This window comes from Pseudoalteromonas sp. 11L1, assembly GCF_055397545.1.
Map to the genome: position 1 here is coordinate 545,864 of NZ_AP041142.1, position 23,599 is coordinate 569,462.

At 38.6% G+C, this 23,599-nt stretch carries 20 protein-coding genes; 10 read left to right on the forward strand and 10 right to left on the reverse strand.

Annotated elements, in window-relative coordinates; genetic code table 11:
* Positions 1-180: 180 nt before the first annotated feature.
* On the forward strand, positions 181-390 hold the full coding sequence (locus tag ACZ5WS_RS18145; RefSeq protein ID WP_464711701.1) for a hypothetical protein: 210 nt from the start codon (positions 181-183) through the stop codon (positions 388-390).
* Positions 391-658: 268 nt separating this feature from the next.
* On the opposite strand, the gene ACZ5WS_RS18150 is transcribed toward ACZ5WS_RS18145, so the two are convergent.
* Positions 659-1,519, reverse strand: coding sequence for a LysR family transcriptional regulator (locus tag ACZ5WS_RS18150; protein ID WP_464711703.1), 861 nt, complete (start codon positions 1,517-1,519; stop codon positions 659-661).
* An 81-nt stretch (positions 1,520-1,600) separates the two neighbouring features.
* On the opposite strand from ACZ5WS_RS18150, the gene ACZ5WS_RS18155 reads away from it, so the two are divergent.
* The 5 genes from ACZ5WS_RS18155 (at position 1,601) to ACZ5WS_RS18175 (ending at position 5,177) form a co-directional block, all read left to right on the forward strand.
* Positions 1,601-1,816: a DUF2798 domain-containing protein gene (locus ACZ5WS_RS18155; protein WP_464711705.1), complete on the forward strand. Its 216-nt coding sequence runs from the start codon at positions 1,601-1,603 to the stop codon at positions 1,814-1,816.
* 2 nt (positions 1,817-1,818) lie between these two features.
* Positions 1,819-2,109 carry a putative quinol monooxygenase gene (locus ACZ5WS_RS18160; protein ID WP_464711707.1) on the forward strand — a complete coding sequence of 97 codons (291 nt, stop codon included), beginning with the start codon at positions 1,819-1,821 and terminating at the stop codon, positions 2,107-2,109.
* Positions 2,110-2,436: 327 nt separating this feature from the next.
* Positions 2,437-3,354, forward strand: a complete 918-nt coding sequence (locus ACZ5WS_RS18165) for a histone deacetylase family protein (protein ID WP_464711709.1) — start codon at positions 2,437-2,439, stop codon at positions 3,352-3,354.
* Between the two features lie 484 nt (positions 3,355-3,838).
* Entirely contained in the window at positions 3,839-4,237 is a 399-nt protein-coding gene (locus tag ACZ5WS_RS18170; RefSeq protein ID WP_464711710.1) for a DUF6088 family protein, read from the forward strand.
* Positions 4,227-5,177 (forward strand): nucleotidyl transferase AbiEii/AbiGii toxin family protein, encoded by a 951-nt coding sequence (locus tag ACZ5WS_RS18175; protein WP_464711712.1) that lies wholly within the window; start codon positions 4,227-4,229, stop codon positions 5,175-5,177. Before ACZ5WS_RS18170 ends, ACZ5WS_RS18175 begins: the two co-directional genes overlap by 11 nt.
* Before the next feature lie 586 nt (positions 5,178-5,763).
* Here ACZ5WS_RS18175 and ACZ5WS_RS18180 read toward each other — a convergent pair.
* From ACZ5WS_RS18180 to dgt, 3 genes are all read right to left on the reverse strand, one after another.
* Positions 5,764-6,612 (reverse strand): substrate-binding periplasmic protein, encoded by an 849-nt coding sequence (locus tag ACZ5WS_RS18180; protein ID WP_464711714.1) that lies wholly within the window; start codon positions 6,610-6,612, stop codon positions 5,764-5,766.
* Between the two features lie 297 nt (positions 6,613-6,909).
* Positions 6,910-8,355 (reverse strand): hypothetical protein, encoded by a 1,446-nt coding sequence (locus ACZ5WS_RS18185; RefSeq protein ID WP_464711716.1) that lies wholly within the window; start codon positions 8,353-8,355, stop codon positions 6,910-6,912.
* A 93-nt stretch (positions 8,356-8,448) separates the two neighbouring features.
* Complete coding sequence (dgt, locus tag ACZ5WS_RS18190) at positions 8,449-9,912, reverse strand: dGTPase (protein WP_464712123.1); 1,464 nt, start codon at positions 9,910-9,912, stop codon at positions 8,449-8,451.
* Positions 9,913-10,065: 153 nt separating this feature from the next.
* Between dgt and ACZ5WS_RS18195 the strand changes: the two genes are divergently transcribed.
* Entirely contained in the window at positions 10,066-11,280 is a 1,215-nt protein-coding gene (locus tag ACZ5WS_RS18195) for an alkaline phosphatase family protein (RefSeq protein WP_464711718.1), read from the forward strand.
* 119 nt (positions 11,281-11,399) lie between these two features.
* Here ACZ5WS_RS18195 and ACZ5WS_RS18200 read toward each other — a convergent pair whose 3' ends face one another.
* Together ACZ5WS_RS18200 and ACZ5WS_RS18205 are read right to left on the reverse strand one after the other, a co-directional pair.
* Positions 11,400-12,143 (reverse strand): zinc-dependent metalloprotease family protein, encoded by a 744-nt coding sequence (locus ACZ5WS_RS18200; RefSeq protein WP_178956999.1) that lies wholly within the window; start codon positions 12,141-12,143, stop codon positions 11,400-11,402.
* 65 nt (positions 12,144-12,208) lie between these two features.
* On the reverse strand, positions 12,209-12,925 hold the full coding sequence (locus ACZ5WS_RS18205) for a hypothetical protein (protein WP_464711720.1): 717 nt from the start codon (positions 12,923-12,925) through the stop codon (positions 12,209-12,211).
* Positions 12,926-13,290: 365 nt separating this feature from the next.
* Here ACZ5WS_RS18205 and ACZ5WS_RS18210 point away from each other — a divergent pair, with 365 nt between their 5' ends.
* On the forward strand, positions 13,291-14,448 hold the full coding sequence (locus ACZ5WS_RS18210) for a benzoate/H(+) symporter BenE family transporter (RefSeq protein ID WP_198522883.1): 1,158 nt from the start codon (positions 13,291-13,293) through the stop codon (positions 14,446-14,448).
* Between the two features lie 127 nt (positions 14,449-14,575).
* On the opposite strand, the gene hemH is transcribed toward ACZ5WS_RS18210, so the two are convergent.
* The 4 genes from hemH to ACZ5WS_RS18230 form a co-directional block, all read right to left on the reverse strand.
* On the reverse strand, positions 14,576-15,595 hold the full coding sequence (gene hemH, locus ACZ5WS_RS18215; RefSeq protein ID WP_138605718.1) for a ferrochelatase: 1,020 nt from the start codon (positions 15,593-15,595) through the stop codon (positions 14,576-14,578).
* A gap of 73 nt (positions 15,596-15,668) precedes the next feature.
* A complete protein-coding gene (nosR, locus tag ACZ5WS_RS18220; protein WP_138605720.1) occupies positions 15,669-17,006 on the reverse strand; it encodes a response regulator c-di-GMP phosphodiesterase, NosR family in 1,338 nt (445 codons plus the stop codon).
* Between the two features lie 81 nt (positions 17,007-17,087).
* Positions 17,088-18,500, reverse strand: a complete 1,413-nt coding sequence (locus ACZ5WS_RS18225) for a sensor histidine kinase (RefSeq protein ID WP_178956995.1) — start codon at positions 18,498-18,500, stop codon at positions 17,088-17,090.
* The gene (locus ACZ5WS_RS18230) at positions 18,497-19,681 is read right to left on the reverse strand and encodes an FIST signal transduction protein (protein ID WP_178956994.1); all 1,185 of its coding nucleotides are present in this window, start codon (positions 19,679-19,681) and stop codon (positions 18,497-18,499) included. The genes ACZ5WS_RS18225 and ACZ5WS_RS18230 overlap by 4 nt, the downstream gene beginning before the upstream one ends.
* 363 nt (positions 19,682-20,044) lie before the next feature.
* Between ACZ5WS_RS18230 and ACZ5WS_RS18235 the strand changes: the two genes are divergently transcribed.
* On the forward strand, positions 20,045-22,054 hold the full coding sequence (locus ACZ5WS_RS18235; protein ID WP_464711724.1) for an EAL domain-containing response regulator: 2,010 nt from the start codon (positions 20,045-20,047) through the stop codon (positions 22,052-22,054).
* Positions 22,051-23,208 (forward strand): HDOD domain-containing protein, encoded by a 1,158-nt coding sequence (locus tag ACZ5WS_RS18240; RefSeq protein WP_464711726.1) that lies wholly within the window; start codon positions 22,051-22,053, stop codon positions 23,206-23,208. Before ACZ5WS_RS18235 ends, ACZ5WS_RS18240 begins: the two co-directional genes overlap by 4 nt.
* Positions 23,209-23,599: the final 391 nt, after the last annotated feature.

Consider the following 23,599-nt stretch of genomic DNA (forward strand, 5'->3'; position numbering starts at 1 on the left):
ATATAAGCATCTCAACTACCTTAGCTAATCTGAATTATTTAGCAATGTACGACGCTCGATACTTTTAAAATCTCTATGGCAAATTTAAGGTTCTACGATTAAATATAATACGCGACCCATTTTGTCGTAGTTAAGCCTTAAGCTATACATCTGAAATAATTAAGGTAATTGGAGAAAGTAATGACTTGTTCTTGTGAAGTTAAAAATTTAGATACAGCCTTTAAAGCAAAATATAGAAAATCGTTCTTTCTCATCTTTTTAATAATTCTTGGCGGCTGGGGTTCAAATTATGCCAAAGACAAAAAAATTGAAGAACTAGAAGCTGCAATACAAAAGTTAGATAACTCAGTTCAAACTATCAAAAGTAAAAATAGCTTCTTTTCAAAATGAGGCGGTAGTATATGCAGTAGAATATGGTATTTACAGCTAAGAAATCATTTAAGAAATTGTTTTTATTTAGGTGGAATAGTTTGCTTGTTGCTTTCAGGGAAATTACTTGCAGCAGAGTTTATTTAAAGACAAATCGCCCTTTGGTTGCCGCCACCAACGCGACATGTATTAATAAAGGCGTTGAGCACCGAGCTGCGGGGATCGGGCTTAGATATTAAAGCCACGCTTTGCACGTCAGCAAGCTCCACGCTTAACCATAAATAACCTCTTAACCTAACTTAACAATATCACCCTGTAAGCACAGTGTTTGCTCAATTACACCCTGTATTAAAGTAATTAACTGACTTGCCGTTTTACTTGGCTGGCGTGTGTTATGCCATAGAGCATAAATAGGCCTGTTTGCAAAAGCAGGCTGCAATTCAATATAGTTAAATGCCTGTTTGTCAGTAATACAACTAATTTCACTCATAGGTAATAAACCAACCCCATTACCTTCTTCAACCATTTTTCTGGCTATTGTTATATCAAAGCAATAACTTATATCGCTGTAGAGCTCTGTTAGTTTGTTAAGCATGCCTGTTGGTAACTGAGTTTGGGTGTAAGGTAAAATTAGGCGAGTTTGCGGTGCATCTTTTTTACTAACCAACTTAACAGCAATAGCGCCTAAGCGTTTTTGATAATAACTTGAGTCTTGCTGTTGGCCAATGCGAATAGCGAGGTCAAAGCGTTGTTGGCTCAACTGACTATTGGCATTACTCGGTGATATGTGAAAATTGAGCGAAGGATTATCTTTTATAAATGTATTTAGCGCAGGCATAAGCAGATCTGCAATGATGTTCTGTGGGCATAATAAATAAAAAGTATTGCTGCTATTGCTATCACAATTAAGGGCGGTTATTTGATTATTAAGCGCTAACACTGAATCTGCAAGCGATGTATAGAGCTGCTCTCCTTTTGCTGTTAGCACTATTCCTCGTGCTGTACGCTGCAATAATGGCTCTGTTAATTTGGTTTCAAGTGCTTGAATATGTCGCGATAGCGTCGATAAATTTAAGCCTAAGTCTTTTGCCGTTTGGCTCATACTTTTACGCCTAGCTACCTCTATAAATAAATGAATGTCATCAAGCATTTCTGTTTCTCAATCTTAGTTTGCATTTTTGTGAGTATGGAAGCCCCAAGCTTTTGAATATAGTAACGCCAAGGAGGAAAGATGAAAATTCATTTTATATTTACATTGATATTTTCGTTCATGATGTCGTTTTTACTATCTGCATGGGTGACCTACGTAAATTTAGGTTTAAGCAATACCTTTGTGCAAAGTTGGCTAACTGCATTTATTAATGCCTGGCCTGCAGCTTTTTTAGTGGCCTTTACCGTAGCACCGCCAATTCGTGCTGTGGTTATTAAATTAATTAATAAGGATTAAAGATGATTAATATAGTGGCAAAAATAACCCCTCAAGCTTCATTATTTGATGACTGTAAAGGGCGTTTACAGCAAATTTTAAAGTCTACACAGGCTGAGGTTGGCTGTATTCGATTTGAGCTATACAGCAATAGTGAAAAAACATGCTTGTTTTTAGTCGAACAATTTACGTCGCAAGCTGCTTTGGATACGCATTATTCACAGCCCTATGTAAAAGAGGTGTTTGCATTTTATGAAACGGCGTTAGCAAAACCGGTAGAAGTAAATAAATTAGTCGCGATTGAGCAAGTTTAATTTATTGTGTGTACCTCATTGGAGTGGGGGGGTGTGTGTTCTCGGGCGGTCGGCACTCGCTAACGCGACATGTATAAATAAAGGTGACGAGCACCGAGTTGCGGGGAGCGGGCTTTGAGTATTAAAAGCTACGCTTTTCGCGTCAGCAAGCTTAACGCCTATAGTAAAACTTAAAGAACACTACTAAGATAATTCTCTCGTCATTCGTGCCCGAAAAGGCTAAATTGATAACTAATATAGTGCATAGGCGTTTTTAATTTATTTAACAGTAGCTCACGAGGTATTACGTTACGCTAAAGAGCTTGCAGAAACGGAAAATGCATAAACATGAAAGTTATTTATGAGCCAGATTTTAATTATCAGTTAGGGTTATTAAAATACTTGCACCCATTTGATGGTGAAAAATTTGCTAAGGTTATTTCAGAGCTTGGCGGCTCAGATATTGAAATAATCTATCCAAGTGAACCTGTTCCAACTAAAGTAATTAATGAGTACCTCAATGAGTTAATGAGAAAGTTGGTTTTGAGTAAAACACTTGTTTTACGTGCACTTGAAGTACCCAGTATTCCTTTTGTTAGCTTTGGCTTTATAGATAAAAAAATTCTGACACCTATGCGCTTAGCTGTTTCAGGTACTTTATTGGGTGCTGAAAATGCCTTGAAGTCTGGTGAGATTATGTGGAACTTATCAGGCGGTTTTCACCATGCTAGTTATGCAAATATGGAGGGTTTTTGTGTTTATAATGATGTTGGTATTAGTTATCAACAATTGCGAAAGAGTGGCCACTTAAGTGAAACTGATAAAGTTTTAATTATCGACGTTGATGCCCATCATGGAAATGGCAATGCTTTCTCGTTTAAAGACAACGAAAATGTACATTTGCTAGATGTATATAATGAGGATATTTACCCGACCTCACAATATACTCGTAACAGAGTAAACTTTCCGGTTCCGTTAAAAAGTGGTGTAGAAGGCTGCGAATATTTAGAAAAGTTAACTCAAGCGCTTGAGTTAATAACGGTTAATTATGCTTTGGCTTTTGTTGTAGCTGGGACTGATGTATTGGCTGTTGATAAATTAGGTGGCTTTAAACTTACTGTTGAAGATGTTGCCAACCGTGAAAAAATCATACTGTCTCACTTAAAAACGCTTGAAATACCAACTGTGGTTACTGGTGGCGGCGGTTACTCAAAACAAAGCGCTTCGGCCATAGCTGCTGCAATTAAGGCTTGTTCAACACTATAAACTCATCACTTACTCTTTAAATAAAATCAAAGCCGAATATACACTTCAGCTTGCCATTAAAAGCTACGCTTTTCGCGTCAGCAAGCTGTACGCCTATAGTAATAAAGGCTATAGGTTCTAGGGAAGTGACTAGGTGCTAGGCTGAATTCATAGCCCGTCGCTCGAGGCTTGTCACCCGAAGCTCGCTGTCTTCTCATTTACCCTCATTCACTTCTCTTTGTGCAAATATGGTTTTAAGTGATTTATTCAAAAAGAGGTTATGAGGCGCTGCGCTAAAGAGGTAAGAATAAAAAAATGTGTTTCAGGGAAGTAACTAGGCGCTAGGATATTTGCATAAGCTCGATGCACGCAGCCCGTCGTTTGAGGCCGTTATTGAGTTTTTACCTAAAGGATAGTGTGCTATCACTCTTTCAATGTCGTATGTTTGCATTGTTTAGATGTCGTATGTTTGCTATATTTTATCTAAGCAACGAGAGTAATTAATATGACAATAGCAAGTAAAGTAACCACAAGAATAAACCGCTCTAAGCGTTATGTTTTTGAGCGCGCTGATTTTGCTGATATTGCAGGTTACGACCAAGTTGGCCGTGTTTTAAAAAAGCTGGTAGATAGTGGCCAGTTGTTACGCATTGGCTATGGGCTTTATACTAAAGCGCGAGAAAATCGCATTACTGGTAAGTTAATGCCAGCATCACCTGCGGGTGCAGATGGAGTCATTTTAGAAGCTATTGAAAAACTGGGCGTTGAGTACCAGTTTGATGAATTTACACAACGCAGTCTTGAGGGTGAAAGTTTACAAGTACCCGCTTCATTTAAAATAATGACCAATAGTCGATTTAAGCGTAAAATTGTTGTAAATAATAGCGCTATCAATGCGAGTTGATAACGATTTATTTTTAGATGTAGCGGATGCTCTTGGTATGGGTAACCCTGCCATTGTTGAAAAAGATTACTATGTAGTTGCACTACTTAAGCTACTTTGTGAGTTATCTTTTGATACGCATTTTTTAGTTTTTTCAGGCGGTACGGCATTAACAAAGTCAGGCATTAAAACTCATAGGATGTCTGAAGATGTTGATATAAAAATCATTCCTAAAGATTTAACTGCTAACACGTCTAAAACTAAAAGAAGAAAGGCTAGAAAAGCGCTCCACTTACAGTTAATTGCTGCAATTAATTCACATGATTATTTTTCTGTAGAAAATACTCCAACTGTTTTTGATGAATATAGATACCAACAAATTGATATTCGCTATCCTCAAGCCCATTCAAAAGCCCCATGTTTACGACCGTTTATTAAATTAGAGCTTATAGAAACATTACTTTTTGATAATGTACAAAGCCGCAATATATCTTCTTTAGTGAACGAGGTAACTCAACAGGCACCAGAAGTGCCGCTGATGGATTTTTCTAGCATTAAGAGTACACAAGCTGAAAAGTTAGTGTCTATGCTTAGGCGCACAGCGAGCTTTGCACGTGATAATAGAAGAGACGATGATCCTGCGCTAATTCGCCATATTTATGATACGTATTATATTCAACACGCTGGATTGGCGAATGTTCAAGATGTAGTACCTTTAGTGCAAAAAGTCATTGCGGAAGATATTACCCGTTACGGTAATCAGCATTTAGAATTTATGGCAGAACCGATTATTGAACTTAAGTTTGCTTTAAACGTGTTACAAACTAATCCACTCTATGAAACGCGCTTTAATGAATATGTTGTTCCAATGATTTACGGTAGTCATAAATTGCTCTGGCAAGAAGCATTTGATGTATTTAAATCATTTTGCAAAGATGTTTTAAATGATATCGAGCTTTAACCGTCAAATTTGAAAAGTGCTGTATTTTCATAATCACTACACACTAATGCTCGGAGCGCCGAGGTGACAAATGACCACAAAAATATCTGGAATATTTTTGAACACTTTTGCTGAAAGACGCCGAGCGACGAGTTGCGGGTTTCGAGCCAAGCTGCATGCCTACGGTGGTAAAGGTACTAGGTTGTGTTCGTTGCCAGTCGCTTGTTGCTCGAAACCGAAATTGGCGTTTAAAATAATCACAGCTAAAACTGGTTTCTACGATTTCAACTTACCAATTAATACAATGAGGCAATTAAGCATGCTATTTGCCTCATTTTTTGAGGCGAATAATGCGTGAAAGTAACGTAATTTAAAAGCGGTGTTTTTCGCGTCAACAAGCTGCTTAACGGCTATGGTGGTAAAAGCAGCTTACTTCGAGTGACGAGCAGCGAGGCGCGGGTAAAATGCAAATGCCTATAAATACGCGATGTAAAATCGTTACTACAGAATAATATTTGGCTTTTGTACGGGCTTCGAGTAACGAGCTTTTGCTAAAACCTAGCTCGTAGCCCGAAACCCGCGTTCCAAACAATAAAGCCCCGCCAGGTCAGTCGGCCAGGGCGTTATTTGTGGGCTGATAAGCGCCATTATCTAACGCATCAAAGTAGGTTTGATAAAGACCGTTTTGCTTAAATTTAAGTAATTGCTGATTAAAAATTTCAAGCCGCTGTTTACTGTATTTGTTATTTTTAGGGAACATAATAAAGCTTTGGTTTATGAGTAAAGCTTTGGGATGATGGTTAATAGAGCTAAATAAGTTAGGTAACTTACTGGCCAAGATGTAATAGCCGACGCTTTTTTCTTCGGCAAAGGCGTCAATTCTGCCCATAGCTAAGCGTTTAAAGTTTTGCTCTGTGGTACTTACTCGCGACATATCAAATAGACCCGCTTGTAGTGCTTTATCAAACTCTTCGCCATAGCTGTAAGCAAGCCCACCACCGAGTAATAAGCCTTTTAAATCGTTTAGGTTTTGCCAATCAAAAGGGCGTTTTTTGTGATAAAAAAATACAAAACGCTCGTTTAATACAGGTTCACTGTAAAAATAATCCTCAGTGCGTTGTTGTTCAAACATCCATACGGCGGTGGCTGCGTATTTATCATTAATGGTGTCGTGGTAAGCACGCGGCCAAGGTAAAAAGGTAAAGTTAACCTTAATATTGGCTTGTGCAAATAAGTCGGTGATCAAATGGGCAATTACACCTTGGTGAGGCAATGATTCACTCATAAAAGGGGGCCATTCGCCGGTACTTATATTTAAAGTAGTGGTGTGTGTGGATTGCTCGTCTTTAGGTTGAATTGCTTCAATTGCGTTACTGTAATCACTCACCAAAGCCATCAGAAAAAAAGATGCGGTAAAAATAAGGTATCTTAATTTAGCTGATAACATCACGTGCATATGTATAGTTTACTCCTTCTGAGCCATTAGGTTGAGAGTGGCGCTGTTTAAAAAGTAGGCTATTGTAGTGAGTGAAACTGAATGCACGCTTAAACTATACCAATCCGCAATAATACTTAATCATTTTACGGGGCTAAATATGTCGCTACCTGCGTTAAAAAATTCTTTTTTATAACAACTAAATAGAAAACTTTTGCCTAGCTATCAACGCGTTTTTCCAGCCTCAAAATAGACCACTTAATTAAGCGAATTGGTACTAGATTTAAAGCCACCTTTGAATACGTTCAGCGTACTCTATTATTCTTTTGTTTGCATGTTTTTTGCACGTTCTTCAGCTTCAATTAGTGCTTGTGATTTAGGGGCACGTTGCTTTTCTTCTATTTTCGGTTTTTGCGGAGAATTTGGATCCCAACTTTCATCAAGCGATAAGTTAGCAAATGGGTTGCTGCTTTGTGGCGGGATATCAGGCTTAGTGGGTTCAACTGGCGATACTTTTACTTGTTCTGGTTTTATCGGACTTTTTTTAGTGGGTAAGGGGGCGTTGGGATCGAAGGTGCGTATTTCAGGCTCTTTAAAGTCGTGCTCGGTAGATGGCGTTAACGGTGAGCGCGGTTGTTTAGGCGAATGTAAGTCTGCCTTTGGCTGTTGAGGCGAAATGGGCTCAGCTGCAATAGGTGCTTCTTTTTTAGTCGCTGGTACAGGCTCGCTAGGCTGATTAACCGGCTTGCGCTGTTTTTTGATTGGTTTGGCTTCAGGGTCAAAGTCTCTTACTTGTGGCTCTGCATGCTCGGTGGCATTTTTTATCCGTTCTAAAGTGGCTTTAGCGGCGGCTTCAAACTCTGCGGTATTCGGTACTTGCTTTACTTTAACGGTGCTTACTTCGCTTGCGTTTAACTCGACACTTTCGGTTATTGTTTGTTGCTCTTTTTTGCTGGTATCAAGAGTCTTAGATTCATCAATAGCAGTACTAGTTTGCTTGTTATCGCACTTAGTAGGAGGAGCAGCTAGTGGCATACTGGTTTCAGCAGACGTGTTATTTTGCTTAACATGGCGTAGGCGTATTAATACAACAACTCCAACTATTACCACCAAGAGTAGCGCCACACTGGGTAATACTAGCGACAACATGTTTGATTCTTTAGGGATTGATGAGGCAACGCCTTTAACTTGCTCAGTGGCATTTACAGTAACCGGCATGGCCGTTTGTAAAGGCTCTACCGTGGTTTTTGTGACAGCTGAAGTTGTGTTGCTTTGGGGGGTTGTATCAATGCTAAATTGATCATTTTTTAGAGCATCAGTTTGTTCTGCTATTGTTTTATTGGTTTGCGGCTCATTAGGCTCGGTAGTTGCTGCTGGTTCAGTTTTGTTCTGAGTGCGCTCTGTACTTTGATTGGGCGCTGTTGCTAGTTGCTGTATAAGCGGTGACTTAGCTTGCTCTTGCCCAATGGGGGTTGCAACTGATGAAACAGGCTCATTTACTTGCTGTTTAGTAATTTTAGGTTTGGGTTGTTCAGTAATAGGTTGCGCTTTAGGCTTTGCCGTTGATTGAGTACGTGTAGCCGGATTGCTGCAGTTTTTTTTGTAGTCGCGAGCAGCGTTACGGTACTTTCGGCTGGTTTTGTCATTGCTGTATTGCTGCATTTCTTGTTTTATAAGAATGCACATCGCTTCGTTGTAAGCGCTACTACTAGCACTATAAAACAAAGCAAAACAAAAAAATAAGCAACTCAGTAACGGTTTCATAAAACTCAAAAGCGGTTAAGCATCAATGCCCTAATTTTAAGCGCAAAGTAAAAAATTATCTAGGGCTTAGCAATTTCACGATCTGAGCATGGCTTAGTCAATCACCATTAAGCTACGGTACTCGTCGTAAGCAAATTGGTCGGTCATGCCGCTTATGTAATCTTGGATGAGTCTACATCTGTAATAAAACTCATAAGCCGCAAAGTGGTCGGGCTCTTCTTGCATGGCATTTATGGCGTGCTGATAGCTACTTAAATGTTTTTTAGAGAGCTTTTTAACTAATCGCGATTCTATTAATAAACGGTTGTCGCCATGTAGTGCGCGTTTAAAGTCGTCGCTAGTTAATTGTAGTAATGGCTTATAGCATTCTAGTAGGCCGTTAATAATACGATAGCCTTGTAGTTCGAGCTTTTCGACCTCTTTATGAGAAAATACATGCTCAAGTGCCACTTGTTTAAGGGCTTGGGTTGCAGCATGTAAGTAACTGCGATCTTCTAATAATGCATGATTAAAATCACCATGATAAATTGGCTCTATATTTTCAATAAAGCGTTTTGCGGCATGATTCACTAATGGATGCAGTAACGATACGCGTAAATAAATAAAAAATTCACTATTAAAATTAAAGGGCTGTGCTTGCGCGCGTTCAATAGCGTAATTAATTGCATCATCTACAAAGCTTTGGTGCTGGGTGTCGTTTAAGGCTAAGTTGATCAGCGCTTTTTGATACTGCTTTTTTAATTGCTCGCACAAATGCTGAGTGCTTATTATGTCTTTTTCTACCGCATCTTCTATGTCAGCCAAGCAATAAGAAATATCGTCAGCGGCTTCCATTATGTAACTGGCAGGATGGCGGCAATGCGGCTCCATTTTTAGCTCAGTTTGCAGTGCCTCTACAAAGCTTTTTTCACTGTAGTAGTAGCCCACTTTTTTCATAATGTAGTTTTTATTTTGTGGAATATCCTGCTTCGCTAAACTGGCAGGGCGGGTATACTTTAAAATTGCTGCACTTTGGCTGTAGGTTAAATTTAGGCTGAGCAGTGAGTGAATAATACGTATGCCTTGGGCGTTGCCTTCAAAACTGCAAATATCTTGCGCTAAATGTTTAAAAATAATGCCTATGCTGCTATTAGCTGTTTGGCAACGCTCAGGCGTAATACTTGCCAAGTTAGCATTAAACCAATTATTAATGGCGGCCTCGCCAAAGTGACCAAACGGCGGGTTACCAATATCGTGCATTAGGCAGGCCATTTCTACTAGGGTTTCTAGCGGGCGTTCTAAGCCGGATAAACCATATTCTTTTTGCTGTTGGTAATTTAGATTGGCAAAAACACGCTGCACGATAAATCGACCAACTTGTTGTACTTCTAATGAGTGAGTAAGACGTGAGCGCACTGCTGCGTTGCGCTCAAGCGGAAATACTTGGGTTTTTTGTTGCAGGCGACGAATGGCTGCGCTGTTAATAATGCGGCCACGATCGCTCTCAAGCGCCATTTGTAAATTGGCCGTCGTGCGCTGCATACGCGCTGGGGTGATTTTGCTGCTGAAGTCGATCATGGCAATCCTTTTATTTTGCACGTTGGGCTCTTATTAAGTGCACAGTTATATTTTTTAGTGAGCCATCTTTAATCTATCAGCATGTATCATAAAGTAACAACTTGCTTTAGTATTATTTTTTATAAAATTAACATACATCTATAGGTGTTTAAAATGAAGTTGTGGATCACAAAGGCAGTCTATTTTTGCCTTTTATTAGGGATGAGTAATGCGTTTGCAGCCAAAGAGCAAACGGTTGTTATGATCTCAATTGATGGCTTGCGTTGGGATTATATTGAAAAGCACGGCGCACCCAATTTAAAAGCAATGGCTGAGCAAGGGGTTAGAGCACAAAAAATGCAGCCAGTTTACCCTACAAAAACGTTTCCTAACCATATTTCAGTGATCACCGGTTTACTGCCCGTTAACCACGGTATTGTTGATAATAAGTTCTGCGACAAAGCGCGCAATAATCAATGCTACAGCATGGGTAAAGGCCAAAAAGACAGTACTTGGGTACGTGGTACTCCATTATGGAATTTAGTAAAAATGCATGGGCTTAAATCGGCAGTGTATTTTTGGCCTGAGTCGGATGCGCGCTTTAATGGCATGACGCCTGATTACTATTTTCATTATTCTAAACAAGGTGACTACCAAGACAGAATTGACCAAATTGTACAATGGTTAAGTTTACCTAAGGCGCAGCGTCCACGTTTTGTAGCCAGTTACTTTTCGCTGGTTGATAGCATAGGGCATGAGTTTGGCCCAGATGCAGTACAAACACGTGACGCCGTTCATAAGTTAGATGCATTAATGGGGCAATTACGTACTCGCTTGAGCAAATTATCTCAGGATATTAATTTAGTAATTGTTTCTGATCATGGCATGGCAAAGGTTGATCCTGAGCAAAGCATTATTGTCAGCAGTTTACCTAAAGATGATAATTTTATTATTGTGAATACCGGACCTCGTTTACTTATTTATACTAAAAGCGATGCTAAAAATGCGGATATTGATGCATATAAAGCACGCTTACAAAAAGCGGCTAAGGGGCGTTATAGTGTTTTAAGTAGTGAGCAGCTTGAAGGCTACCATTATAATAGCGGTAGTAGAGTGGGCGATATTGTGGTGCAAACCAATGCGCCTGCGGTATTTAGTAACGGTACTAAAGCGCCTTACTTAGGTACACATGGCTATGCTTATAGTGATGATATGGCTGCCTCCTTTATAGCAGCAGGTCCTGCGTTTAAAAAAGGTGTAAGTATTGAGCTGGTGAATAATTTAGATATTTATCCTGTGCTTGCCAAAGTAATGGGGTTAACGCTAATGAGTGAAGTAGATAGCGATGGCAAAACTTTACTTCCTGCAATAAAAGCAGGTAATGATTAATCATCAAAAAAGAGCGCCGAGGCGCTCCGCAAGGGAAACTTAATTGGTGTAAATGGGTAGTAATTTACCCATTTATTTAATGCTGATTCTTAGAATAAGCTCATTATTCACAATTGAGATTATTTAAAGTTGGCGATACTGGTTTTGGTATCAGTGACGGTACGAATAGCATATGCTTGGTTAGTCACACCAAATGGAATACCGTTTACGCTCCAATTTGGGTTTGAGAAATAATCGTACTGAGTCGCACTACCAAACACATGTGGGTAAGCCATAATACTGGCAAATTCATTTTGTACACCGTGGCCCATGCCATCAACGTATACACCGCCACTAGTTGCGCCTTGTTTACGAGAGTGTGTCAGGCCTTGATTATGACCTAGTTCATGTACGAATGTTGTAGCACCACAATCAACAGCTGTAATTGAGTACATACGATCGCTCATTGAGCTGTATAAATTGCCATTTGTGCCTTGACCAACCCAAGCAATACCACATGAAATTAAACCGCTACCCGCACTTTGGCCTGTACCTAGTACGGCTACCATGTCTGCTTTCCAATCGTTACGTAAACCATTTACGTAGCTGCTATTTGTCACAGCGTCTAGCCAATCTTCTGAAGGGGTTATTGCGTGGCTACCTAAGTTTTGAGAGCCTACTAAACGCAGTGTAATATCAACGCCATTTTGGCTATATACTTGATTACTAAAAGCAATAAGCTGATTAATCTTAGTGTTAATATTACTGGTAGCGGCAGCTGATTGGTCCGTATATAAAATACCGATATCAATTGTTTCTGCTGATACTGTGCTTGCTGCACATAATGCTGTTGCAATAGCGGCTGTTGATATTATTTTTTTCATAGTCGTATTTCCTTTCTTTTATGATTGCAGTTTTACTGCTGTGTCGTCTTTGTTTAGATTAAAAATTAAATAGAGGGTGACTTTTCATCACTGGGTGCAAACGGATCTCCACCATCAGTATTTTTTGGCGAGGGTTCACCTACTTGGTGTTCTATATGTGATTTGTATAAGTCACGCTTTGCTGCAATCCAGCCATATTGTCCCTTGCTTTCAAACACATAGTTACCACTTGGGGCTGTAAATTGACCATATACTGCATCCTTGCCAACGGTTAATATGGTGGTGTGCATTGCTCCATTAGCACCAATCACTTGGCCAACAATGCTTTTATCGCCGTTACTTGCACTGGTAACGTTAGTTATTTCAGCGCTGTAGGTTTCTGCGGTTTGCGGTATAGCGAGATCAAAATTATCCCCTGCTTTAAGGGCTTTAAGTGCTGCTAAATCAAATTCTATATAGGCTTCATTTTGTAAATCGGTAGGCAGTACTTTTGCCGCTTTAAGTATTTCTTTGGCCTTAGTTGAAGGCTTATTTATTGCATCAAACGAGTCTTCAGTGTCGGCTAGTTTTTCTTCTGAGGGTTTGACTGTAATAGGGTCTTTACTCATATCAATTGGCAATGGCTTACGTGTTTGTTTTACAAACTCAGAGTCAACAGGGACGATGTCTACGGCAATAGGGGCTACTGCCTCCTTATCGATTTTTTTCTGATTCTCAAGCAGCGTATAAATGGCAAATACAGACAAAGGAATAGCGATAATTAAAACAATGTAACGTTTCATCTGTTTCTCTTTTAGGGTAATTAGTGAAATAATTGTTAAGTTTTATATTAAAAATAGGATGAGATCAAATTTAAATTGTAACCATAAAGTGTTAATGGGGTTTTTATAACTCATTGTAAGTATTTACTTTGCCTTTTTTTGGTATGTGTTTTTAGCTTAAAAATTACGGCTTTTTACAGCAATAATGCGCTCTGCGGCTTGTTTTTAGGTACGCGTTTATTTTTTAAATGGCAATGATTTTGATAGGCAAAAATTGATCAATAAAAAATTTATTAACGTGATGTTTTTTCATATTCATTATTCAAAATTGCAATGTAAAAATAGGCAAAGTATGTTGTAACGTTAAAGCATGAAATGAGGGAATTATGGCAGGGACTGATCAATTACTTAGTCGCACTATGGCGGGACTTGTTGCCGTTATTATTGGTTTTTCAAGTTCGATAGCATTGATTTACCAAGTGGTGATCACTTTAGGTGGCACACCTGACCTAGTGGCAAGCTGGATATTAATGCTGGGCTTGGTGATGGGCAGTACCTCTATTGTGTTGTCGTTTTATTATAAAGTGCCGATTTTAATTGCATGGTCGACCACAGGGGCTGCACTACTGATTTCAAGTGCTCAAGGCTATAGCTTACATGAAGCGATAGGCGCATTTATGTTATCAGCCTTTTTGGTGCTGGTGTCGGGAGTAACCGGGTGGTTTGAAAAAATCATGAACCGTATTCCTAGTGAACTGGCTTGTGCCATGTTAGCGGGAGTATTAGTGACATTTGGCATTGACGTGTTTAACTTTATGAACGATATGCCATTAGTTATTGGTTTAATGGTGGTGGTGTACTTTATTGGTAAGCGCTTTTTTGCCCGTTTTGCGATGCTAAGTGTGTTGCTAGCGGGTATATTTTTAGCGTGGTATATGGGTAATATCGATACCAGTACCGTGCATTGGCAAGCCAGTAGTTTTGCATATATAGCGCCAAGCTTTAGTTTGCAGGCATTTGTAAGTATAAGCATTCCTTTATACATAGTAACTATGACCTCACAAAACTTACCCGGTTTCGCTATTTTGAAAGCACATAATTATAAAGCGCCTATATCATCGTCATTAACTGTGACCGGGTTAATAAATTGTGTGACGGCTCCCTTTGGCACTTATTCTATAAATTTAGCAGCCATAACAGCGGCTATTTGTATGAGCGAAGAGGCTGATAAAGACCCTGATAAGCGTTATTGGGCAAGTATTGCTGGTGGCGTGTTTTATATAATAATGGCGCTATGTGCGGCTATGCTTGTGGCAATTGTGGCAAGCTTGCCACAAGCATTGGTGTTAGCGTTGGCGGGTATTGCTTTGTTTGGCACTATTGCCAATAGTTTACAGCAGTCTTTGCATAGTGCTGAATATACTGAAGCGGCTATCATTACTTTTTTAGTCACTGCCTCAGATTTAACTTTATGGTCGGTAGGCTCTGCCTGCTGGGGAATAATAGCCGGGGCAATCACATTAATAGTGACACGTAAGCGCTAAATTAGGTATTAAGTACGGGTATCGGGTGTCGAGCAACGGGTTTAGCACTGTGTGCGCGAGGTAAACTCCCACCTACCGTCAACCACCGCGCTTGGCTAGTGTCTGCCTGAAACCTCGAACCTTTGCTTTAAAGCATTGGCTTTAATACATCGAACATGGCGTCTATATGATCGTCACGATCGTTTAGAGCTGCAATGTATCGGTATTTCTCGCCGCCAGCTTCTTCAAAAATTTCGCGGTTTTCACCTTCTAATTCTTCAAGTGTTTCTAGGCAGTCGGCGCTAAATGCAGGGCTTATAATTGCGATATCTTTAATTCCTTCGCCAGGTAAGCTCTCAAGAGTTGCATCTGTATATGGTTTTAACCATTCAGCTTTACCAAAGCGACTTTGAAAAGTAGTGATCACTTTATCTTTGTCTAGCCCTAGTTTTTCAACCACTAATCGTGTTGTTTGTTGACATAGGCAATGATAAGGGTCGCCATTATCTAAAAACTGTTTAGGCATACCGTGGTATGAAAACACCATTTTTTGTGGCATTCCATGTTTTTCTAAATCTTCACTAATACTATTAGCGAGTGACTCAAGGTACACTGTATTTTTGTGATACCCGTTTACAAAGTGCAGCTCTGGTACCCAGCGCCATTTTTTTAATACATTGGCAACTGCGTCGAATGTAGAGCCTGTAGTTGGGCTTGAATACTGCGGATAAAGTGGCAGCACAATAATACGGGTTAAGCCTTTGTCTCTAAGCTCTTCAAGGCCCGCTTCGATTGATGGGTTACCATAGCGCATCGCCATAACCACTTCGGTGTTGGTATAGCCATGCTGTTTTAATAAGGCATTTAATTTAAGGCTTTGCTGGCGCGTAATATGAGTTAGCGGCGAGCCATTTTCGGTCCATATACTCTTATATAACTTAGCTGAGCGTTTTGGACGAATGCGTAAGATAATGCCATGGAGAATTATCATCCACACAATGCGTGGAATTTCTACAATGCGTGGATCAGATAAAAACTCACGCAAGTAAACACGTAATGCGCTTGCTGTGGGGGCATCTGGGCTGCCTAAGTTGGTCAGTAATATTCCCGTTTTTTGGTTAAAACGCCCGTCGTGGGGATTATCGGTAACGGCAGAAAATCGCGACACGTTGTGCTCCTTCAAGCAAAGTTATTAATTTATTTAAGCCCATTGTAACGAATAAAAGAGCAATTTAGATCAATCATTTAGCCGTTTTAACCATAATTCTAAACGGAGTCGGCTTTTTGGCTTCAAGTTGTTGTAGCTTAACAATCGATTTTGAATTGAAAACATGCTCTTTGGGTAAAAGCATAATGCCTGTATGGCTGTGTAGTGAGTTTGCCAGTGTCATATTTTCTTCAAGCTCTTGAGCGCAAATTATTTTAATTGAGCCAATAGAACTATCAGAGGTAATTAATTTAGTATGGCTTGCTTCAAGTGCATCGACAATACGCGGGTGATATAAGCTACCACTATTGGCCTTAATATTACCGAGCGCCGCCTCATGGCGTTGTTTTGTTGTAAGTAATGGATCGCTTTGCTCATAATGTTCCCAGTAATCGCGAGCTACGCTGAGCACCATAGCACCAATTGGAATATCGTTTTTAGCAAGTCCTTTGGGGATACCTTGGCCGTTGTATCGCTCGAACTGGTGATAAATTGCATCAGAAACATCGCTCAAGTGAGTCGCTGGCATGAGCATTAATTGTGAAATACTCGGGTGGGTGTAAAACGTTTTGCGCTGTACTTCATTAAGTTCGTTAATAGGTTTGTTGTAAAGCTCAGGATCCATTGCAAGTAAACCAATTTGAGCTAAATATCCTGCAATAGGCGCAAGCGTGATACTTCTTTGCGATACATTAAGGTAACGCGCTATTTGCGTGCATGTGCCGGCAATGTTCTCTGCTCTTTTACCATCGAGATACGGATTTGCATTAATAAAATTATAAAGCAGTTCAACAGTCGATTGATGCTCTCTTTTTTCACTTTCATTAGCGACTTCTAGTTTTTTTAATACACTTCTAATTTGATTTGTTCGTTTATCGACCAGCTGCTCTAAATTAGTATTGAGCTCTTTTAGTTGCTGGTTCTGAGATTTTACATGCTGTTGTAAAATTTCATTTTGCTTTTTTAGTCTAAATTTTTCTACGCCTGACTGGATTACACTTACTAAGTGATCATTTTGCCAAGGTTTTTGCACATAAGCATGAATACCCCCTTCGTTAACCGCACTGATTGTTGACTCTAAATCGGAAAAGCCAGTTAACAAAATGCGTTGGCTATCGGGGGCGAGCTTTCTGGCTTTGGCTAAAAACTCTGCCCCGCTCATGTGTGGCATGCGCATGTCGCTTATTACGACGTCAAACTCTTTACTTTGCATTTTTTCAAGTGCATCTTGGCCATTGGTTGAAACACTCACATCAAATTTATATTGACGAAGTAAGCGTACTAAAGATTTGAGTACATTAGCTTCATCGTCCAAGCATAAGATGCTCGGAGGCTGTTGATTTAGCTGTTCTAATTGGGCAATGTCTGTCATTTATCTTCTTACCACCAACATAATTATAAGTTTAATTTAGTCTAAGCTTTGACTGTAAACAACTGATAATGTATTAAAAATTCACTCTTTAGCGATTTTTTTTGCATTTAAAATACTCAATGCATCGTCAGTTAATATCGGTTTTTTAGGTAAGGTAATATTAAAAATAGTGCCTTGATTTATCTTACTTTTAACACTAATTAGGCCACTGTGTTGTTCTATTATTGCTTTACTTATAGCAAGCCCTAATCCTGTGCCTTGGCCAATTGGTTTTGTAGTAAAAAAAGGGTCAAAAATTTTATTTAATTTGTCCTCCTTAATTCCACTACCATTATCGGCAATCGTTATATAGGCATTTTTTTTATCGGCTTTAGTAGTAATAGTGATCACCCCAACTTTGTCGCAAATAGCTTGAGCGGCGTTAAAAAATAAATTTAAAAACACTTGGGAGAGTTGGGTCGAACGACCAGTGATGATGATTGGTTCTGTATTGTAGTGCTTTTCGACCTTGGCACTGTATTTAATTTCGCTCCAGGCAACACGTAATGTATTATCAATAAGCTCAGTTATATTTATATCGCCAATTTTAGTTTGATCTGGATGAGCAAATTGCCTTAACCCTTGAACAATCTCTTTAACACGATCAGCCCCTTCAGTCATTTCAGCAATGATATCGCTTGAGTCTGATTGTAATCCATCAAATTGAAAATGTTGTAACAAATCTGCTAATGTTTGCTGCGTTATGACACTCTCTGTCTTAAGAGCGTTAATGAAATGGCTAAATTGCTCAAGGTTGTATGCCAAATTTTGAATGTTACTAACTATGTAACTTAAAGGATTATTTATTTCGTGCGCAACGCCTGCCGCCATTTGCCCTAACGAAGCCATTTTTTCAGAGTTAATTAACACTTGCTCGATGTTATTTTGTTTTTCCTCCATTTCTTTTTGTTTAACAAGTAAGTTTCGTTTTTCAAATTGTGAAATCGTATTACCTGCAAAACTGACAAAGCGCTGCATTAAAGTAATATCGTGCTGATTAAACGCGCCAATTTTTTCAGAAAAAATATAGAGCTGGTAGCTCTCTGTACTTGTATTTACTGGAGTGGTGAGCATGGCATATTGCGAATGCCAAAAAGGGTCGGTTACTTGCCAATTAGGGAGTTGATGTAAGTTAAATATATTTTTAATATTTCTATCGGGTCTATTAAGTACTTCCAGCTGGGTAATTATTGCATCGCTATTCGGATGCGACGCTGTAATTAACGTAGCCATTACATCTTTTGGATTTATTTTAATTAAAATAGCCGCAGAAAAGGCAATGGCCTGATGCAAAATATCAAAAAACTCAGTGAGTAAGGTTTCTGTGTTGTCGTTTTTTAAGATTATATCTAGACCATTTAAAATCAAACTATTAAAGGCACGGTTTTCTTCAAGTGCTAAATTATGAACTTGTAATAAGTGTAGCTTTTCTAACAGTATTTCATTGTTACTCATATTGGGTCACCAAAAATTTCGCATGAGATCATTAAGTTACCATGTTTACTGGTCGCATCGCTGAATGTCCCGAGCTCCCCGAAAGTAAAGCCTATAATAAACGGAATAGTGGGAAGTTGTGTTTCAATAGATTGCTTTACTTCGTGCATTGCCTCTTTAATTGATAGCATACAACCACCGCAAAAAATAATAACACCACCGGTAATATTTTTTATAGCATGGAGTTCTGCCAATTTAGTTAATGAGGTGACAACCATATCAGCTCGCTTTATTAATTGCTCTGGGCTTCCTGAGGCAAGGTAAACCGTATCGCCAACATGTAGGTTAGAAAATAATTCTAACGATCCATTTTTTGCTATAGCTGGATGACTTAACAATAATCGTGGGATTTCATCATCTGAAGCAAAAGCTCTTGATAGCGGGGTCATTGCTGATTGGGCAAGTATATTTCCCGCTTTTAACTGTCCAAACCCTAGGTTTTTACGCCATTGATTATAAACATCAAAAGCGGGCTGGTTATCGATTGTTTTTAATAAACGTCCTTCAATATTGGTAACTATGCCCTGCTGGTTGGTTATATCGTAGCCTGAACTATAAAAGCCGAATGTTTCTACAGACGGATATAACACCGCAATGATAAAACCTTGTTGGTATACATTTTTAGTATCGCTGAAACACCACTTTGCCGAAATGTCGTTATCAGCGCAACTTCCTCCAAAAACAGGTATACGCTGCCCAATAGCATCTTGGATTCCTTGTAGCACTAGTTCTTCGTTCCCTGGGACTTGAAAGCACCAGACCATTTTTGGGGCGAGTCCTGTTTGGCCTGCATTAGCAATAGCTCGGAGTACAGTGTTAGCTGCATTTTCTCTTAGGTTATTAGTTGTATTGCAACTGGCAATTCCATAATGACCCGTTGAGTCTTTGATAGAGAATAAACTAATACTTTGCTCATTTAACGATAAATTTTTTTCGGTTGATGAGCCAAGACAGGAGGAGATGATTAAGCAATTTTGAGTGTTTTTTATCACGTTGGGCTGGCTATTATAAAGATATTTAATGGTATCGGTTGTAGCAAACCCGAGCAGTAAATCGGGACTGTTGTTTGTAAACTGACTTACAGGTTTGATAAATTTATCTATATCGCTGCCGTGAGTGTGAAAAGTTTCAATGGCGAACATAGATGCCCCTTGGTAATAATAGCCACAACGCTGGATGTTTTTAACTAAAAATAATCACTTAGAATTTATTCTAGACTATTATTATATAAAGTGAACTGGATGGCTTATTTTTAAAAAGTATCATTTTTGTTTAAGTTGTATCTAGTGATTGCAATCACTTATTAATGATAGAAACCTTAAACCAATATAGGTGATCTGAAAAGGTATCAGTTAGATAGACAGTTACAGCTAAGTGGCATTATTGCGTATGTAGTTAGATACAACATACTTGTGCTGATGTGAACATTTTTGGTTGCTTAGCAAAGGGTACTTAGAAGAACAATCAAGTTAGCAAGAGTACAACCCCATTTTGAGGTGTAGATAGTGGCTTTGCGAATTTTATTAGTAGACGATGAACTCAATGTATTGAAATCTTTAAAGCGAGTACTTGCTCGTTCTGGTTATGATGTGCTGACGGCATCCTCTGGTTTTGAGGCACTTGAAGTATTAGCGGCTAATCAAATTGAGATAATCATTACTGATTTTAGAATGCCAGAAATGAACGGCGCTGATTTATTACGCCAAGTTAAAAGTCGCTGGCCTGATAGTGTAAACCTAGTACTGAGTGGGTATGCTGATTTTAAGTCTGTGGTTGAGTTACTGAATCAGGGGTTAGTATTTCGTTTTTTAGAAAAGCCATGGGTCGATAGTGAGTTACTTGAGAACATCAGCGAAGCGAAAGTTAAATATGAACAGCGCCGAGCAAAAAGAGTAAGAGATCAATTATTAATGGGCAGTATGTCTGGCTTAATAGAAATAGACAATAACGGTATTATAAATCGTTTTAATGCACCTGCAGCTGAAATTATTCCAGATATTCATTTATATGAAAATAAACACCTCGCTTATTTAGATACAGCTCAAAACAAATCAGTAAGTCAGTCATTTGTTGATAAGAAAAGCAGTACACTTTTTATTAATTATGCACACGCCTCTGATCTAGCTAAAAACGAAGAAGTTATGATAGAGCGTTGTTTAAATGATGATTATTTTCAACTCTTAAAATTATCGAGCAACTCAAATAGCATGAGTAACATTTTTCAACTTACTAGAACACAGTCGGTGGTAACCAACGAGTCTGACTTTTACCATCATTTAACGCTGTGTGAAGCGAATAAAAAATGTTATGCCTTAGTTTATATAGGTATTGCCCAGTTTCAATTAATTAATGATTTGCTAGGTGCAGAAGATGGCAACCACCTTATAAAATTGGTTTTGAAAGTGTTAAAAAGCGTATCGGAGAAATCTGTCAAAGTTTTTCATAAGAGCGCCGATCGATTTGTATTATTTGTTCCGGAAATTAAATCTGATAGTGAAGTTTTAAGTGATTTAAATAAAGCGATTGAGCAGTTAAATAAAATTCTACCCAGAAAATATATTGACGCTCATGTGCAGCTATATGGTGTGTATGGTTTGTTTCCTGAGGATAATTTAGAAGGAAAAGAACTCGTAAATCAGATGCAGTTGACGTTGAATTATCAATTAGGTGAGCAGCAGCGTATTTTTTCCCGATTTGATCCTCAGCTAGTAGCCGACTATAGAAAGAATTTTGAGTTAAGCCGTTTATTACTAATCGCGGTAAATAAAGATGAACTGTCACTACGTTTTCAGCCAAAAGTTAACATTGAAACAGGACAAGTACACAGTGCTGAGGCGCTCATTCGCTGGTATGAGCCAAGTAAATATGGTTGGGTTCCTCCTGCTCATTTTATTCCGATTGCTGAATGTGATGGCCAGATAATACCAATAGGGCGTTGGGTTATTTCTCAAAGCTGTAAAACGCTAAAATATTGGGGTGATAACAATATAGGTGTGAGCGTGTTGGCTATTAACTTATCTGCTAGGCAATTAAAAGATGATCCCGGTTTGATTGACTATGTGCTGGAATGTTTAAGCTGCAATGGTTTAGAGTCATCACAGTTGGTTTTTGAGTTAACAGAAACCTATTTGATAGAAGATTTTTCTGCTTGCGAACAACAATTAAAAAGGTTAAAAAAGTTAGGGGTTAAGCTATTGATTGATGATTTTGGCGTGGGTTATTCATCACTTGGTTACCTTTCTAAACTGCCAGTAGATGGGGTTAAACTGGATAAAGCGCTTATTACTGATATTGAATCGTCTTTAGCGATGCAAAGTATGATTCGTAATATTACGCGTATGTCTCATGATCTTGAGCTTGTAGTGATAGCTGAGGGAGTAGAAACTGCCTTTGAATGCGAAATAATTAAAAAATTAGGCTGTGACTACATACAAGGTTATTACTATTCGCAGCCTTTAGAATCAGATGATTTTTGTAATTATTTAAACCATGCAAACACTCAAGGTGCTAAATGAAAGCGATTAAAGTAATCATTTTAGATGACGATGCTTTTTTATTAAAAGTATTGCAAAGAACTATTCATCGAGCATTCCCAGAGGTTGATATCATAACGACTGCGGATATTGATGAGTTTTGGCAACTTTTAAGTACCACAAAAGACGTTGATTTAGTATTGAGTGATTATTTAATGCCGCAAATGAATGGGCTTGATATTTTAGAGCAATGCTCTTCAAAGAACCCCTATCCGGTTAGAGCATTACTTACCGGTGATATGAGGTTGAGTACTATGATACAACAACCTAATATTGTTCATGCTTATCTTGCTAAACCGTTTAATGAGGCAGACATAGCTGCACTTTTTAATAATGTGGCGGCGTTAAAGTCATTGCCTTTTGCTTATAATGTGCGTAGACAGTTAGGGGCTATGGTCAGTTTTCCTGTTTATCCTCTTATTTTAAAAGAGCTCAGAGACTTAGTACAAAGCGATGAATTTGATTTACATGATATTGCCCATGTTGTTTCTCAAGAGCCAATAATAACGGCTAAATTGTTGCAACTTGCAAACTCCGCTTATCTTGGTTTTGTAAGGCCAACATCGTCAATAGATGAGGCTGTTTCGAGGCTCGGTACCACGATATTAATGGCTATCACCACTTCTTTATTGGTTGCTAAAAACTTTGAATCGTCTATTCCTGTTGATGTGCATGAAAAGCAATTGAATATAGCGGCGAATTACGCTAGTTGTGTTAAGGATTTTGCAAAGTTGGCTGGTTTTAACTTGCATGATCAAGAATTATTATTTTCAGTGGCGTTATTGAGTTTTGTCGGCAAGATCATTTTATTATCTCAAGCTCAAAGCGATGTGTCAGATGAGCATGCGCAAACCATCAGCGATGGATACGTAAGTGCCAATTTTATTTCTGCCTACGTTTTAAAGTTATGGGGATACGACACAAAAATATGTAACTTATTAATGAGTTGCCACGATTTAGATGGCACTGATGATAATGAGTTAACTCTGTTTAATCACATGTTGTATATAGTTTGGCAAATTATTTTTGACGAGCAACCCCCCATGCAATTACGTGCATACTGTGACTCAAAAGGCGTAGACCCTTTACTTTGCCATGTTATTAGTGAATTTGATTGGCATAGTTATACATCTTAAATAGGCCCTATATAAAATAACGTATAATAAACGGGCTGTACTACACAACCACCTATTTATAATCTCTTCTGAGTTCCCTTTCTTATTTTTTATTATCTACTTTAGTCTAATAAAAACCGTATAAAACGTTATTGTAAGTACGTTTTACGCTCAGTGCGGTATGAAAAACATACAATGTTGATGTTTTTAATAATTATAAAGAAAATCCTTATGGTTAACATTGTATTAACTTCTGTGGGTGAGATATTAAATTGCTAATTTGGGCGTATTTTGAGCTTTTAAAGGTGTTATTTTCCTGTTTTTAAAGTTATTTGCATTCTTATGCCAATTTTATCAAATTTTTTGTTTCTTTTTGTTTGTGTATGTTGCTAGGATGTTGGCAAGGGGATAC

Excerpts from the sequence above, each read along its gene's own strand:
- ACZ5WS_RS18145 (WP_464711701.1), top strand. The coding sequence starts at position 181 with ATGACTTGTTCTTGTGAAGTTAAAAATTTAGATACAGCCTTTAAAGCA.
- ACZ5WS_RS18150 (WP_464711703.1), bottom strand. The coding sequence starts at position 1,519 with ATGCTTGATGACATTCATTTATTTATAGAGGTAGCTAGGCGTAAAAGT.
- ACZ5WS_RS18155 (WP_464711705.1), top strand. The coding sequence starts at position 1,601 with ATGAAAATTCATTTTATATTTACATTGATATTTTCGTTCATGATGTCG.
- ACZ5WS_RS18160 (WP_464711707.1), top strand. The coding sequence starts at position 1,819 with ATGATTAATATAGTGGCAAAAATAACCCCTCAAGCTTCATTATTTGAT.
- ACZ5WS_RS18165 (WP_464711709.1), top strand. The coding sequence starts at position 2,437 with ATGAAAGTTATTTATGAGCCAGATTTTAATTATCAGTTAGGGTTATTA.
- ACZ5WS_RS18170 (WP_464711710.1), top strand. The coding sequence starts at position 3,839 with ATGACAATAGCAAGTAAAGTAACCACAAGAATAAACCGCTCTAAGCGT.
- ACZ5WS_RS18175 (WP_464711712.1), top strand. The coding sequence starts at position 4,227 with ATGCGAGTTGATAACGATTTATTTTTAGATGTAGCGGATGCTCTTGGT.
- ACZ5WS_RS18180 (WP_464711714.1), bottom strand. The coding sequence starts at position 6,612 with ATGCACGTGATGTTATCAGCTAAATTAAGATACCTTATTTTTACCGCA.
- ACZ5WS_RS18185 (WP_464711716.1), bottom strand. The coding sequence starts at position 8,355 with ATGAAACCGTTACTGAGTTGCTTATTTTTTTGTTTTGCTTTGTTTTAT.
- dgt (WP_464712123.1), bottom strand. The coding sequence starts at position 9,912 with ATGATCGACTTCAGCAGCAAAATCACCCCAGCGCGTATGCAGCGCACG.
- ACZ5WS_RS18195 (WP_464711718.1), top strand. The coding sequence starts at position 10,066 with ATGAAGTTGTGGATCACAAAGGCAGTCTATTTTTGCCTTTTATTAGGG.
- ACZ5WS_RS18200 (WP_178956999.1), bottom strand. The coding sequence starts at position 12,143 with ATGAAAAAAATAATATCAACAGCCGCTATTGCAACAGCATTATGTGCA.
- ACZ5WS_RS18205 (WP_464711720.1), bottom strand. The coding sequence starts at position 12,925 with ATGAAACGTTACATTGTTTTAATTATCGCTATTCCTTTGTCTGTATTT.
- ACZ5WS_RS18210 (WP_198522883.1), top strand. The coding sequence starts at position 13,291 with ATGGCAGGGACTGATCAATTACTTAGTCGCACTATGGCGGGACTTGTT.
- nosR (WP_138605720.1), bottom strand. The coding sequence starts at position 17,006 with ATGACAGACATTGCCCAATTAGAACAGCTAAATCAACAGCCTCCGAGC.
- ACZ5WS_RS18225 (WP_178956995.1), bottom strand. The coding sequence starts at position 18,500 with ATGAGTAACAATGAAATACTGTTAGAAAAGCTACACTTATTACAAGTT.
- ACZ5WS_RS18230 (WP_178956994.1), bottom strand. The coding sequence starts at position 19,681 with ATGTTCGCCATTGAAACTTTTCACACTCACGGCAGCGATATAGATAAA.
- ACZ5WS_RS18240 (WP_464711726.1), top strand. The coding sequence starts at position 22,051 with ATGAAAGCGATTAAAGTAATCATTTTAGATGACGATGCTTTTTTATTA.